We start from the raw sequence: 12975 nt of genomic DNA on the forward strand, positions 1-12975 counted from the left end.
ACGCCTGTTTCGAAGGCTGAAAGGATACCGACGCATCTTCTCAAGGTTCGAAAAGCTGGACGTCATGTACCGCGCTTTCCTGAATTTCGCCCTAATCGTCGATATGATTAAGTGTTAACAGGCCCTAATATAGACGAACGCCGGTGCAGGGCTTGTTACCGGCATTCGTTGCGTTAGTGCAAATGACCTGCCCCCCGATGGTCCCTCACTGACCAAAGTCTAACCGCTGATACACAACTAAAGGTGGGTCAAATCTCGGTGAAATACCGGGTCAGTTCTCAGTGACATTCAACAGTGAGCGTTTTTTCTGCCTATTCACGGAAAAAGAAGGTGTCCGCCTGCATTATTTTCTGCCAGTCATTTTTCTTCTGGTTTTTGTCTAACCTGGCAGAAACAGCTCCGGACGGCGGTTTCTGGGTAGAGTCAATGTTAGCAGCAGTTGATTTGTTCATTTGCCAAAGTAAATGAAACAGCCCTTCACGGGTCCCGCGCAATTGAGATGGCACCGCAGAGTCATCGTCTTTTGTATGGTTAGGCTGCTCGCCCAGCATCTCGGTTCTCCGATTTTTTCTGCCAGATTACACGCAAGATGAATGAAAGAATAGTGAGCCCTAAGCTAAATATGGTGTGTTCGCCAACTAAATCACCTATTTGGATCGGGTCGTATAGGCAGATACAAACAATCCGGGAAGGACATAAAAACATTCTGCATAGCGTTTGAACAGCCGTGTGGGATTCGACCCAAGCCGCCAAAGCCATTCCATAGCGATTTTTTGCACCCACAATGGTGCGCGTTCCTGTGTTCCGGCGATAAAATCCAGTCCAGCACCAATGGAAACAAAGCCGCAGTTCGGAATTTTCTCCACAGCCCTGATGGCCAGTAATTCTTGCTTGGGGGCGCCCAGTGCCAGAAAACACAAGCGCGCACCGGACCTTGCGACCTGGTCAATCGCGGCATCCGCGTCTTTTCCCTCTGGTTCCAATCCAAATGGAGGCGAAATGGTTGCGACAATGTCAAGCTGCCCGAACATCTGCTTCAGTTGTGCGGACGCCATAGCCAAGGCTTGTTCGGTTGCGCCCAGCAAGGCAACTGGCACCTGGTTTTTGCTGGCAAGCGCCGCGATCGGTTTGACCAGATCCGATCCAGGAATAAGCTCGACAGGCCGCCCCATGACGCGACGCAGCCAGACGATGGGGTTGCCATCGGCCACGACGTGGCTGTGAGCTTTATAGGCCGCACGAAAGGCAGGCAACCGGCGCAGCTTGACAATGTGATCCAGATTAAGGGTTGCGATAGTGAACCCCCGCTGCTGCTGCATGCGCAATTCAATATCATCAAGCAAAGCTGCTTTGGTGGCAAAGTTCACCAAAGAGACCATCTGTTGGCCAGGGTTCTTGGTTTCAGATTTCGGCGGTTTATCTGCCATAGTCACCGTTTTCTCACGTCACGAAAATTTTCGGCCAGAATGGCTGCATTTTTTTGGATGTCGTGCATCTCTTGTACCCGCTGGCGGCCCTCGCGGCCCATTTTTGCAAGAGTTTTGGGTGGCGTTTCAAGGGCCTGTATCAATGCTTCAGCGATATGATCGACCGAGCCTGCGGGAATAATCCAGCCACACTTGTTGTCCACCAGCTCTGGTATTCCCGCGATAAAGGTTGAAATGACCGGTCGCCCAAGGGCGAAAGCCTCCATGATCACAACAGGGAGGCCTTCGGCAATGCTGGGCAAAAGCAGTGCGCGTCCTTTTGCCAGATTTTCGCAGACTTCGTGATTGTCGCGCCAGCCCAAAAGTTCCACATTCCGGAGCAGGCCATGGCGATTTATGGCCGCTTCGACATCGGCGCGACTTTCTCCGTCACCTATCATCTGTACCCGAATTTCCGGGTGCGTTGCGGCCACTTTTGCGACAGCCTCGATCAAAAGGACCTGCGCCTTTTGCGGGCACAACCGGCCGACGGATACGAACGGTGGATTCCCTTCAAAGCTTTCGTTGCGTTTATCGAACTCTTCAACGGGCAGGCCACATCGGGAAATTTTGATTTTAGGCAATGCCTGCGGCCCTGCGGCGAGCAATAGCTGCGATTTGCAGAAATTTGAAATTGCCACGACAAAGCGGGCTTCGCGCACCTTCATCGCAAGCGAAGACAAACTCCAATCGATAAGCTCATCCGGACCATGGACCGTGAAACTGTAACCTGGCCCCCCCAACCGATGCGATAGCAAGGCCACTGCTGCAGCATTGGTGGAGAAATGCGTATGAATGTGGTCAATGCTATTTGCTGCAGCATGCCTTTTCAGCGAAATAGCCTCCAGCAGATAAGCGATGTTCCTGACCAACCCACCGCGCGCGTTTTTGATCAGTTGCAAGGAACCGCATATAGCCCTGCCCAGACCCATGGGATTCGTAACAGCCTCGCGGAAGAAACCAAAGATCAGCCTGGGTATCTGCCCGGAAAGAATGTACGTTGTTTTATCCTGTTCTGCCTTGTCGCGCTTATCGACCAGGGGTTCAGACCAACGACGTATTGCTAACCGTTTGATTGGAAAACCCAGATTTTCCAACGCTTCCATTTCGCGGCGAATGAAGGTTGAACTGGTAACCGGATAGGTATTCAACAGATATCCAATTCGCATATGAAATCCTTTAAAACAGGGTACTGGGCATTCCGTTGGTTGAGAAATACTAGTTTGTATAGCCCTGTGCCAGCCCATCGGGTTTGGCGCGAATATGTCGAATAAATTTGTACAGATTAGGGCAAGTTGGTCACTATTTCATGGTCTTTGCAAAACTAACGCTATCCGGATTGCTCCGGTCACTTGCGCTGCGATAGAAATGATAGGCAACAACAGACGGACGAAGTAGGATCAGTTGATTTTAGAAAGCAAGATTGTTCGACTTCAACTCGAATTAAGTGTTAGCCCGCAGGCAGAATTCGGAGTGAAACAATGTCATGTCAACAGGGCAGGGGGCGCCGAAATTGGACCTGATTATTGCCGCCAGAAATGAGGAATCCTACATCGGTGGGTGTTTGCAATCGCTTTTGGATCAGGATGCAAAATCCTTTACGCTGCAAGTGTTTGTTGCGGTAAACGCGTCAACTGACAAGACCACCGAAGTTGCCCTTACATATAAAGAGAAGTTTCAGGCGCGCGGTTGGGCGCTGAATGTTTTGGATGTGCCTGTTGCGGGCAAGGTTAATGCACTGAATGCGGCCGATCAGGTATCCAGCGGTGGCATTCGGGTATATCTGGATGCCGATGTGCGGCTTAAAGCTGAACTTTTGCGGCAGTTGCATGCCGCGCTTGATACGGATGTCCCGCTTTATGCGACTGGTACTTTGCAGGTAGCACCGGCACAAAGCTGGGTGACGCGCCAGTACGCGAGCCTCTGGACGCAGTTGCCCTTTGTAAAAGGCGGTGCGGTGGGTGCAGGTTTGTTTGCGGTAAACAGTGCGGGGAGGGCGCGTTGGGCCGAATTTCCCAACATCATTTCAGATGATACATTCGTACGCCTGTGTTTTCGACCGGATGAACGTATCGAGGTGCCCGCGTGTTACATATGGCCGATGATCGAAGGCTTGCGGAATCTGATCCGTGTTCGGCGCCGACAAGACGCCGGTGTTGAAGAGATTGCGCAAAACTATCCTGACATGCTGAAAAACGAGGGTAAGGCCACCCTTGGGAAAGGCGAGCTGCTACGGTTGCTTTTAAAAAATCCGGTAGGGTTTTGCGTTTATGCGGTTGTGCATGTCGCTGTCAGGCTCCGTCCGGCCAGCAAAGAGTGGACCCGTGGCAGGTAAGGCGAGTGGCCGTCAGGCAGTCGGAATTGACTGAGTGACCAACACCAGCCCCAATATGATGAAGGCCAGTCCAAAGCTTCTGAGAAAGCTAAGGCTTTCATAACCCAAAACCGCACCAAGGACCGTCAGCAACACCATCGCGGAACAGGTGATCACGATATATGTGACACTCAAAGGCATGCTGCGCAGGGCTAGGGCAAACGAAGCCAGAAGCACCACGCCAGAGATAAAACCCAACCAGGCCCAGGGCGAAGAAAGTAACCTTCCCAGCAATGCCAGTGGCGTGTCAAAATACAGCGATGGCGAAATTGCCTTCAGGCATAAATTCAACGACACATTCGCGATTGTGGCCATTGCTATGAAAAACCAGGCGCTCACAGGTAAATCCTTTCGGGCAATTGTCAGCCAGTGCGGCGGCGACTGTTGTAAAGTGTCGCCAATGCGTAGCTGGCGATCAGGCAGATAAAGGGGATGCTGGGCGAATGATACCGGTCTGAAACAACGATAATCGAATGCAACGACGTGACATATCCCCAAATCATTACCGGCGTACAAAGCAACATGGCCCAAAATCCATTTGCGCGTACAAACGCAACCAAACCAGCAAGTGCTAGCGCCAACATGGCGTACCAATAAACTGTCGGAACAATCTTTGATATTTTGAACCCCGTTTCTCCCCATTTGCTGAGAATCTGCGTTTTATTCCAATGCGCCCCAATCGTTTCACGGTTATGCATCTGCACGGCTTTTAAAGCTGTACGTTTAAGAAAGGCCGTCGGGTTTTCTGAAATAAATTCCTTAGCCTCACCAAGCAGAATGTCCGATTTTTCGGTTTCACTTAACCCGTCAAGGCGATCGGGCAAAGGCTGGTAACCGCCAGATGTATTTGGGTTGTTACCCATCCAGAAGTTAGCGCCAAAATTGGTGGAAATCATTACGGGTTTGCCAAAAACCTGATAGTTTCGGTAGCTCCAGGGAGCTATCAAGACGCCTATGGTGACCAAAACCAACAACATGCGCAGAAGCGAGTTCAAAATTCGGGTTTCGCCCCTGAGGACCTCAAAAAGCGTCAGGAATATCGGCAGAAGCAGCGCAATCGGTCGGATATACGAGGCCCCGGCAAAAGCAGCCCCAGCAGCGAGCAGCCATAGCACGGTGTACGTCGTTGATTTAGCACGTTCCCAAAAGTACAGGCCTATAAGTACGAAACAGATAAAAAACAGCTCACTTGCAATGATGGTGGTGTATTGGATGGTGAGTGGCCATAGCGCAAATAACAGCGCAGCAAACATCCCTGACGGGCGCCCGAAATACCGGTTTCCCAAATTGAACAGAATGATGATCGAAAGAAGAGACGCCGACAGGTTCAATCCGATGACGACCCAGCTGTGCATTCCAAAGACATGGTATCCGGCAGCCAACAAGGCCGAAGTGCCAACTGCCCAGTAAGCACCGGGCTTGTCGGGCTCCCATCCATAGACACCATGGTTGATGATGTTTTCTGCGAATGTTTGATACGCTACACTATCGGAAAGCGGATCAATCGGGATAAGGGCCGCCCAGACAAGGCGTAAAATCAGCCCCAGCCCCAGTATTGCCAGTAACGCATGCTGCTGTTTGCGAAAATCTAAACTTGAATCAACCATCTGAAGCTCTACCAATTCAGCACGCTTGCCCCAACGAACAAGCCTGCCATCAAAAGTCCGCATATCTGACTTTGCCAGTCTTTTGCCGAAAATATAATTGGATCATCGGTCATATAACCCCGGTGCGTCATGATCGCGATGCGCGTAATCCAATACAAAAGGACGGGGCAGACAGACCAGAGCAGGCTTGGCATCGCATAGGTTTCGCTAACGACCGCGCTGTTCGTGTAGAGGGCAAAGAGCAATACAGCCGTATATCCCGCTGACAAGGCCATCATTTGCAACACAGGCAGATCAGAGGTTCTGTAGGCCCGCCCCGCTGTGTCAGGCACATTCCGGCGTATCTGATCGGTAAGTTCGGCCTGACGTTTAATAGCGGCCAGCCCAAAAAACAGAAACATCGAGAACCCAAGAAGCCAGGGAGAAAGTGAAATTCCGGTCGCCGCCGCCCCTGCTACCAGGCGGATTGTGTAAAGAGCGGCCAGTGTCCACACGTCGACGATCAGCTTGCGTTTGAGCACCAGAGAATATGCAACTGTTGTTGCCACATAAATTAGAAGAACCCCGCTGAAAATTAACGGCAGGAACAAAAGCGATATCAGCAACGCAAAGCCGAATAGCCCGAAAAACAGAATTGGCCCATGCATAACAGGAATGTCACAGGCGGCAAAAGGGCGTTTGCATTTACGAGGATGGGCGCGATCAGCGGATAAATCCAAGACGTCGTTAACCAGATAGATTGCCGATGCTGTCATGGAAAAAGCAACGAATGCAAGCAACGCGTCGCCAATTTTCGAAAAGTCGTGCGCTGCCAACATCGGTAAGAAAATCAAAATGTTCTTGACCCATTGATGTGGGCGTAAGGCACGCAAATAGTGCCTGAATTGGCTTACTTTGCTCCGAGGCCGGCCAAGGTGTTCGACGTTCTCAGATACGCCTTCAGCCGCACGGCGCAATTTATGCGAGGCGTCCACAGTGATTGTCTTGTTGGCGGCCTGCCATACGGGCAGGTCCACATGCGAGTCCCCGACATAGTCGAATTGGCCCTCGCCAAAGAGCTTGACCAAGAACTCGGCCTTGCTTTGGCCGCTCAGGTTTTTGCCACTATTGGTTTGTTCACTGGTACCATAAACCTCATCGAATAATTCAACGGAGTCAGCAATGGCCTCGGCCTGGCGTTGGTCTGCTGCTGAGACCAATATGATCTTCCTTCCAGCTTGCCGGGCTTGTTTGATTTTTTCCAGAACGTCCTGGTTCAGGGGCAATTCGCCGCCTTGAATGATACATTCATCGGCAAGGGCGTTTTTGAACCTCGCCTTACCCTGCGCAAGCAAGCCCAAAAAGCGAAAAACCGCCTGCGGTCGATCGGCAAAATGGGCTAATAACGCCTCGTGCAAGGTGTCGCTGCGTACAAGCGTACCGTCCATGTCAACCACTAGCGGTGACTTATCAATGCGCTGCTGATCTTGCACTCTTACAAATCCGATATCTAAAACCAGACAATATATGGGTCGGTCCCTGTCTGAACGCTGTACTGGCGTCTTCACCTAATGAATACTGTTTCTTTTTTCTAAACGCTATATGGGCTGAAATTAGTGCCAGAATATGACCGAAATGGGTGATTTTTGGCACTTCCGGGTTGTTGCATCAATTGGTGAAAGTCCACAGATTTTTTGGCCGCCCCATGTTTTTAAGAAACTGGACTGTTTCTTCCTGCAATTCTTTTTTTATGTGTTCAAAAGCTGCGTCTGAAAGGCTTAGGTCGATCTTATCCAGGTTAATTTTCTCTTTGAAATAGGGGCGAACCTTTTCAACGATCCGGTTTGGAATCAATGGCCGCAACACTTCGAAAGGTTTGGTTCTTTTCAGCAAAGATAATGAAACACCGTCGCGTGCGCGGGTTTCTCGGGCACCGCGCTTGGCCAGTTCAACCTGTTCAGCTGGGGGCAGGCCAAGAAATTTCAAACACGCACTTATTGTTTTTTTCTGATCCGCGATAAGATCATCGAACATAATGATGTGAATCTGCTCGCGCGGGAAAAACGCCAGATAGTCATTTAGCCTGGCTTGGTATCTTGATGCTTCGATAAGGTTCTGCCGTTCAAAAACGGCTTTCGACAGGCCGATATCAGGAAAGCCATTGGCGAGGCCCTGAGCATAATGCGATTTAATCCGTTCGATCGGATCGCGCACCATATAGATCAGCTTTACCTTTGGAAGGTGGTCGTGAATGCGTTTCGCGACCTGTCCCGTATTCGGCCCAAGCGCATATCCCGGTGTGCCTTCCCCGATGACCTGATTGTCACGGGCACCGTTGAACAGGCTCTGATACCAAGCAAATCCGCGGTCATATTTACCGGAAAAGAATTGGGTTTCTTTATTCTCATAAAGGTAAACTTGTTCATGACCCGCAAGATAATTACAAAGGCTGGTCGTACCAGCCTTCGGGGCGCCAATAACAATGAAGTTGGGATCAGGCATGGAAACCGCCGTATCAGAGAGAGAAAATTGATGCCAGCTGTATCCGGGAGTTTGGATCAGCTAAATCCTCCAGTAAAAATTCCCTTAAAAAGTTATAACCTGTGGCATGAGAAAGACAAACGTTTGGTTATGGGGGAATCCTGATGTCACAGTGTCTATTGTTGAACAAAGCCGTTTGTGCGGTTTGAGCTAACGGATATTCTAACTATTCAAGGTTCATGATCTTAGTTAATATCAAGCGCGTAGTTGCATCGCGTGCAATTAATACATTTTGCTTTCAGGCAATACTGCCGAATTATGAATAACATGTGATGCCAGATTTCCCCAAGATTCTCCTTGTTGCTCAGAATGCGTCATCTCTGTTTGGAGGTGAGGCGTTTTTACCGTTGCACTATTACCGGGTGCTCAGGGAGCGCGGTTATCCTGTCAGCCTGATCGCTCATCGCCGCAACTACAAAAACCTGCAAGATTTTTTCAAGGGTGATCTGCAGGATATCCATTTTATTGAAGACACGATCTGGCATCGCAGCATCTGGAAAATTGGCAAGGTTTTCCCTGGTCGATTAGGGGAAATGGTTTTTTCAAACCTTCTGAACACTGTGAACGAGCTATTTCAAAGGAAGCTGGTGCGCGAATTGGTTGCGAAAGGCCGTGCAGACATCATTCACCAACCCATTCCGGTGTCCCCGCTTGCACCGTCCTGGATGTTTGGTTTTGGTGTGCCCGTGATTATCGGCCCCATGAATGGAGGCATGATTTATCCGAAAGGCTACGAGGACTACGAAAGCAGGTCCGCACGCCTGTTCGTTCGGTTCGCCCGTCAGGTGGCGCGGGGGCTGAATCGTATCATCCCCGGGAAACGGCGCGCTGCGGCGCTTTTGGTTGCGAATAAACGCACCGAAAACGCGTTACCACTCGATGATCACCCCAACGTAATAACTTTGGTGGAAAACGGCGTTGATTTGTCGACATGGGCGCCGGTTGAGCGAAAAACGCGGGACCTCAACCAACCGTTTCGCCTTGTCTTCATGGGTCGTCTCGTGGGGTGGAAAGCGATCGAAATCACCTTGGAAGCGATCGCCGTTGCCAAATCACGGGGGGCGGATGTGGTGCTAGATATCCTTGGAGATGGCACTGAACGCAAAAGCTTGGAGGCGCTGAGAGATACGCGGTGCCTTACCAGCGACGTAACATTTCACGGCTTTAAACCGCAAACAGAATGTTCGAGTTACCTGAATCAGGCCGATGCGCTTATCCTGAACTCCATCTGGGAATGCGGCGGTGCTGTTGTTTTGGAAGCGATGAGCCTAGGCCTGCCAGTGATCGGGCCAGACTGGGGTGGTCCGGCGGATTATCTTGACCCAAGTTGCGGTATTCTGGTTCATCCTGAGCCACGGGAAAATTTTGCCGAGCGCCTTGCCGACGCGATAATTTCCTTGGCGGAAGACCCCAATAGATGTCGTTCTATGGGCCAGGCTGGCGTACAAAAAATTCGCGCGCAATTTGACTGGCAAAGGAAAGTGGACAGGATTATCGAGATATATGAGAGCGTTGTGACTTCCAAGTCATCTCACTGAACGACGAAAATTCCGATTGCCACCATATGAATGCCATAGTGTTTTAGTGATCTCGCCCGGTGGTCACTTTAAAGAAGTTTAGGACTAGAAATGACAAGCCCGCTGCGTAGTTTTGCTAGCTTTATTGGAGCGCATGTTTTGCCGTTTGGCAATCCCAGGGTCGTATGTCCACCCGGAGACCCTTCACCGATTACAAACAAGAAAAATATTGTGGTTGCAACTCCTATGCGCAGCGGCACGCATGTGTTGATTGACCTGCTACTGAACAATGTTTCCGACTACCGGCGCAAGCCACTTTACGTTGATCTGGATGGCTGCCTGCAGCGGAAAAACCTGCACAAGAACTATTTGGATCAGATATGTGACGGCGGCGGGCACATTGTCAAAACCCACCTTCCAATCAAAGTTGCGAAAGACAGAATACAGGATCCGCGGATCGAAACCTTGTTCCGTAATGCGGTTGTCATCACGGTTAAACGCGATACAGATAGCATTCTGGATTCGCTTGAAAGATGGAATGCATTTGAGGGTGATGCGTACCGTCAGAATTGTAATGCGATGATCAAGGAGTTTTGGAACTTCTGGCAGGACAGGCCGCATACCTCAATCGCATTTAGAGATCTGTTTGACGCACAAGAAATGGAACAGATAATTTCAGATATCTGCGAACAAACAGGCTCGGAAATGGTACGCCCCATTCGTGGTCCTTCGGACCCTGCCAAAAAGTCCAAGATCTATTTTAACAAGGCGGCTACGCGACTTCTCGGAAAATTTGCGCCAAAAATTGATACAACAATACACACTCTGAAATAGATTTTGAGTGCGATTGAGACCTCAGGCGCTTTTAGTCAGCTTGTAATATCCCAGTTTTTTGGCCGCTGTTTTGAGTTTTTGTTCACGTTCGAAATAGGATTTGGTCAACTCGCGATAAGCGACGCCTTGGGTTGGGGTATCAATGCGGTTTCGAGTCTCTTTGAGGAAACCGGATTCCAGCGATTCAGTGACCCACCATTTCGATTTTCCGCTCACATGGATGCATTTCATCTGTGCAAGAGGTTCAAGTTTTAGCGTCCATTTCCCAGGTACTCCAAGCGCCACCGCGACGCGTTTGATGTGGCCGCGCTGCCAGCATTTCCAGGCGTGCGGGTTCAAGTGTTCACCGCCGATCTTCATTGCAATAGCAGACCAGATGATCGCTTCAATATGCATGAAGTGTCGAAATCTTTCGACATCCATACCCAGGACCAGCCAATCCAGCCAATCCAGATCAAGGGCGCCGACACGCATTTGTGCCACTCCAATGTCAACATGATTGGCAAGCTTTACTCCCATATCAAAAACTGAACGGACAGCGGCAGGAGGCAAGAGGCAATTGGGCCCCTGATACATCATCATCACGCCACTATTGGGTGTGGGTTCAAACGAATAGAGGTTGGGAAAATAAAGATCTGGATCGGTAACAATAAATTCTTCGTCCTCAGCACACAAAACCAACGGGTCGATTATCTTGCGCCAACACGGATGGCCTTCGTGAAGCTGGATCAGTCCCTTTTTGCCGGGAAACCGTTTGTGAAGGAGGGCTTGCACCTCTTCCTTGGCAACGACTTCGACAAGATTGTCCTGTGGCGTTTCGATTTCTGACAAAGCCGCTTCGATCAGTGATTTCTCACTGTAGTTGTCCACCACAAGACGTAACCGCAACGGCTCCACCGAATTGTTCAACATCGTGCGAATGCAAACTTTGGCATAGGGCAGGGCGTGCGATGATAGCAGAATAAAAACATTTCTGCGGGGGCGGTTTATCATACGATACTCTCAGAGGGTTGTGGCTTTAAGGATGCGTCTCAGAGGCTGATTGATCTTAGACCACCAGGGCGGATTTACATCAACAGCACCAGACCAACTATTGAAAATTTGCGGCAACTTTTTGGCACGGCGACACAAAAGCCAATAATTGCTTTGAAAATTCTCTACAAGGTTAACAATCTTGTAGGTTACGATGTCTCATTGTAGATCAAGGGTCGATAAAGGGAAATTTGCAGCGAATGCTTATTGAATAAAAGGCCGCCTGATTTCAGAACCGATAAAATTCAAGCTTTTATCTGAGACAAAATAAGGGTTCATACGCTACATGGCGCCACAAGGCTCTTTAAAGCAACGCTCGACATCGGCTGGGGGGTGGGTTGTCCTCGACATGGCGCTGAGCCATGCATTGAGGCTTAGCAGCAACCTGATTATGACACGGCTTCTTCTGCCAGAGGCGTTTGGTTTGATCGCGTTGATCGGCACTTTGCACACTGCCCTGACTTTGTTCTCCGACCTTGGAATTCAGCGAAGCGTTGTCCGGGAAATTGACGGCGAAGATTCGTATTTTCTGCGGGCCGCCTGGACAGTACAGATCATACGCGGAGCGGTGATTTCTGCGATTGTTGTGGTTGTGGGGATCGCACTTTTCTGGGTGGGACCGCTGGCGAACCCTGAAACGGTTTATGCCGCGCCCGAACTGCCAGGTTTGGTCATACTATCCGCACCGGTCATGCTGATGCAGGGGCTGACCTCAACCAACCTATGGGTGGCAACGCGCCACCTGAAACAAGCGCGGATCTTGGTGGTGAATGTTGGCGGGCAGATTGTTGCGATGATTGCAATGATTGCTTTTGCTCAAATAAACCCTTCTGTATGGGCACTGCTGGCCGGCATGCTGGTCGGCAATCTGGTTAAACTTTTGCTGTCTCATGTTCTTTTTGAAGGCCCTCGGATGCAATTGGTCTTTGACCGTGAAATTGCTGACAGGCTGTGGGTCTTTGGAAAATGGGTATTGGGGTCATCGGCCCTGACTTTTCTGGCTAATAATGCCAATAAGCTGTTTCTGGCGGCTCTTCTCGACAAAGAGACCTTCGGATTTTTCATCATTGCCATGTTGTGGATCCAGGCTGGGGTCACGATCCTGAAGCATCTGGGTGATCGTATCGGCTTTTCTGCCTTCAGCGAAGTATTGCGTGACCGTCCTGGACAGATCAGGCGTGTTTTCCGCAAGTTCATCAGGCTGGCAGATGGATTGGCCACTGTCGGATTTCTGATATGTTTTTTTGGTGGCCCGACAATAATTGCATTTCTTTATGCGCCTCACTACCAACCTGCGGGCACCTTTATGCCCATTCTAAGTCTTCTTATCCTCGCACAAAGGTTCAACATTGTTGCCATGCTGGCGCTCAGCCTGGGAAACAGCAGGGCTATGGCATTGGCCTCGGGCGCGCGGACTGTGGCAATTTGTACCTTGGTGCCAATCGGCTACCATTACTTCGATGTTGAGGGCGCTTTGCTGGCAACAATTGTGGCCAGGTTAAGCGGTGCGCCAATTTTGATGTACAGTGTCAAAGACACCTTAAAGCACGACATTCGCGAAGAAATGATCTGGCTTGTTGGGATACTGACGGTAATTGTGTGCTACAACTACTTCGGCTGATCTG

The 12975-nt window shown here is 50.2% G+C and carries 12 protein-coding genes and 1 pseudogene; 5 read left to right on the forward strand and 8 right to left on the reverse strand.

All coding sequences use genetic code 11. The annotated features are described in order from the left end of the window. A pseudogene (locus PEL8287_RS19865) lies at nt 1-118 on the forward strand (IS5-like element ISCARN85 family transposase); the annotation flags it as partial. 193 nt (nt 119-311) lie between these two features. Here the strand turns inward: PEL8287_RS19865 and PEL8287_RS18685 are convergent. The 3 genes from PEL8287_RS18685 to PEL8287_RS18695 form a co-directional block, all read right to left on the reverse strand. Beyond that, nucleotides 312-551, reverse strand: a complete 240-nt coding sequence (locus tag PEL8287_RS18685; protein ID WP_085893966.1) for a hypothetical protein — start codon at nt 549-551, stop codon at nt 312-314. A 96-nt stretch (nt 552-647) separates the two neighbouring features. Continuing rightward, nucleotides 648-1427, reverse strand: a complete 780-nt coding sequence (locus PEL8287_RS18690; protein ID WP_085893967.1) for a WecB/TagA/CpsF family glycosyltransferase — start codon at nt 1425-1427, stop codon at nt 648-650. A gap of 2 nt (nt 1428-1429) precedes the next feature. Then, on the reverse strand, nt 1430-2713 hold the full coding sequence (locus PEL8287_RS18695; RefSeq protein WP_235862342.1) for a glycosyltransferase family 4 protein: 1284 nt from the start codon (nt 2711-2713) through the stop codon (nt 1430-1432). Nucleotides 2714-2979: 266 nt separating this feature from the next. On the opposite strand from PEL8287_RS18695, the gene PEL8287_RS18700 reads away from it, so the two are divergent. After that, nucleotides 2980-3801 (forward strand): glycosyltransferase, encoded by an 822-nt coding sequence (locus tag PEL8287_RS18700; RefSeq protein WP_306372195.1) that lies wholly within the window; start codon nt 2980-2982, stop codon nt 3799-3801. Between the two features lie 12 nt (nt 3802-3813). On the opposite strand, the gene PEL8287_RS18705 is transcribed toward PEL8287_RS18700, so the two are convergent. The 4 genes from PEL8287_RS18705 to PEL8287_RS18720 all read right to left on the reverse strand — a co-directional run bounded on the left by PEL8287_RS18705 (nt 3814) and on the right by PEL8287_RS18720 (nt 7928). Further along, nucleotides 3814-4179, reverse strand: a complete 366-nt coding sequence (locus PEL8287_RS18705; RefSeq protein ID WP_085893970.1) for a DMT family transporter — start codon at nt 4177-4179, stop codon at nt 3814-3816. Nucleotides 4180-4202: 23 nt separating this feature from the next. Further along, nucleotides 4203-5510 carry a glycosyltransferase family 39 protein gene (locus tag PEL8287_RS18710; protein ID WP_085893971.1) on the reverse strand — a complete coding sequence of 436 codons (1308 nt, stop codon included), beginning with the start codon at nt 5508-5510 and terminating at the stop codon, nt 4203-4205. After that, nucleotides 5456-6919: a UbiA family prenyltransferase gene (locus PEL8287_RS18715; protein WP_235862343.1), complete on the reverse strand. Its 1464-nt coding sequence runs from the start codon at nt 6917-6919 to the stop codon at nt 5456-5458. Before PEL8287_RS18715 ends, PEL8287_RS18710 begins: the two co-directional genes overlap by 55 nt. A 175-nt stretch (nt 6920-7094) precedes the next feature. Next, nucleotides 7095-7928 carry a sulfotransferase family protein gene (locus PEL8287_RS18720; protein WP_085893973.1) on the reverse strand — a complete coding sequence of 278 codons (834 nt, stop codon included), beginning with the start codon at nt 7926-7928 and terminating at the stop codon, nt 7095-7097. Between the two features lie 311 nt (nt 7929-8239). Between PEL8287_RS18720 and PEL8287_RS18725 the strand changes: the two genes are divergently transcribed. Continuing rightward, the gene (locus PEL8287_RS18725) at nt 8240-9505 is read left to right on the forward strand and encodes a glycosyltransferase family 4 protein (protein WP_085893974.1); all 1266 of its coding nucleotides are present in this window, start codon (nt 8240-8242) and stop codon (nt 9503-9505) included. 90 nt (nt 9506-9595) lie between these two features. Beyond that, entirely contained in the window at nt 9596-10318 is a 723-nt protein-coding gene (locus tag PEL8287_RS18730) for a hypothetical protein (RefSeq protein ID WP_139837867.1), read from the forward strand. A 21-nt stretch (nt 10319-10339) separates the two neighbouring features. On the opposite strand, the gene PEL8287_RS18735 is transcribed toward PEL8287_RS18730, so the two are convergent. Further along, a complete protein-coding gene (locus PEL8287_RS18735) occupies nt 10340-11311 on the reverse strand; it encodes a hypothetical protein (protein ID WP_085893976.1) in 972 nt (323 codons plus the stop codon). Between the two features lie 430 nt (nt 11312-11741). Between PEL8287_RS18735 and PEL8287_RS18740 the strand changes: the two genes are divergently transcribed. Then, nucleotides 11742-12971 carry an oligosaccharide flippase family protein gene (locus PEL8287_RS18740; RefSeq protein ID WP_176228700.1) on the forward strand — a complete coding sequence of 410 codons (1230 nt, stop codon included), beginning with the start codon at nt 11742-11744 and terminating at the stop codon, nt 12969-12971. Nucleotides 12972-12975 lie beyond the last annotated feature (4 nt).

Origin of the sequence: Roseovarius litorisediminis, from assembly GCF_900172295.1 — a bacterium.
Lineage (GTDB): Bacteria > Pseudomonadota > Alphaproteobacteria > Rhodobacterales > Rhodobacteraceae > Roseovarius > Roseovarius litorisediminis.

Coding starts and splice junctions, on each gene's coding strand:
- PEL8287_RS18685 (WP_085893966.1), bottom strand. CDS start 551: ATGCTGGGCGAGCAGCCTAACCATACAAAAGACGATGACTCTGCGGTG.
- PEL8287_RS18690 (WP_085893967.1), bottom strand. CDS start 1,427: ATGGCAGATAAACCGCCGAAATCTGAAACCAAGAACCCTGGCCAACAG.
- PEL8287_RS18695 (WP_235862342.1), bottom strand. CDS start 2,713: ATGGGCTGGCACAGGGCTATACAAACTAGTATTTCTCAACCAACGGAA.
- PEL8287_RS18710 (WP_085893971.1), bottom strand. CDS start 5,510: ATGCGGACTTTTGATGGCAGGCTTGTTCGTTGGGGCAAGCGTGCTGAA.
- PEL8287_RS18720 (WP_085893973.1), bottom strand. CDS start 7,928: ATGCCTGATCCCAACTTCATTGTTATTGGCGCCCCGAAGGCTGGTACG.
- PEL8287_RS18725 (WP_085893974.1), top strand. CDS start 8,240: ATGCCAGATTTCCCCAAGATTCTCCTTGTTGCTCAGAATGCGTCATCT.
- PEL8287_RS18730 (WP_139837867.1), top strand. CDS start 9,596: ATGACAAGCCCGCTGCGTAGTTTTGCTAGCTTTATTGGAGCGCATGTT.
- PEL8287_RS18735 (WP_085893976.1), bottom strand. CDS start 11,311: ATGATAAACCGCCCCCGCAGAAATGTTTTTATTCTGCTATCATCGCAC.
- PEL8287_RS18740 (WP_176228700.1), top strand. CDS start 11,742: ATGACACGGCTTCTTCTGCCAGAGGCGTTTGGTTTGATCGCGTTGATC.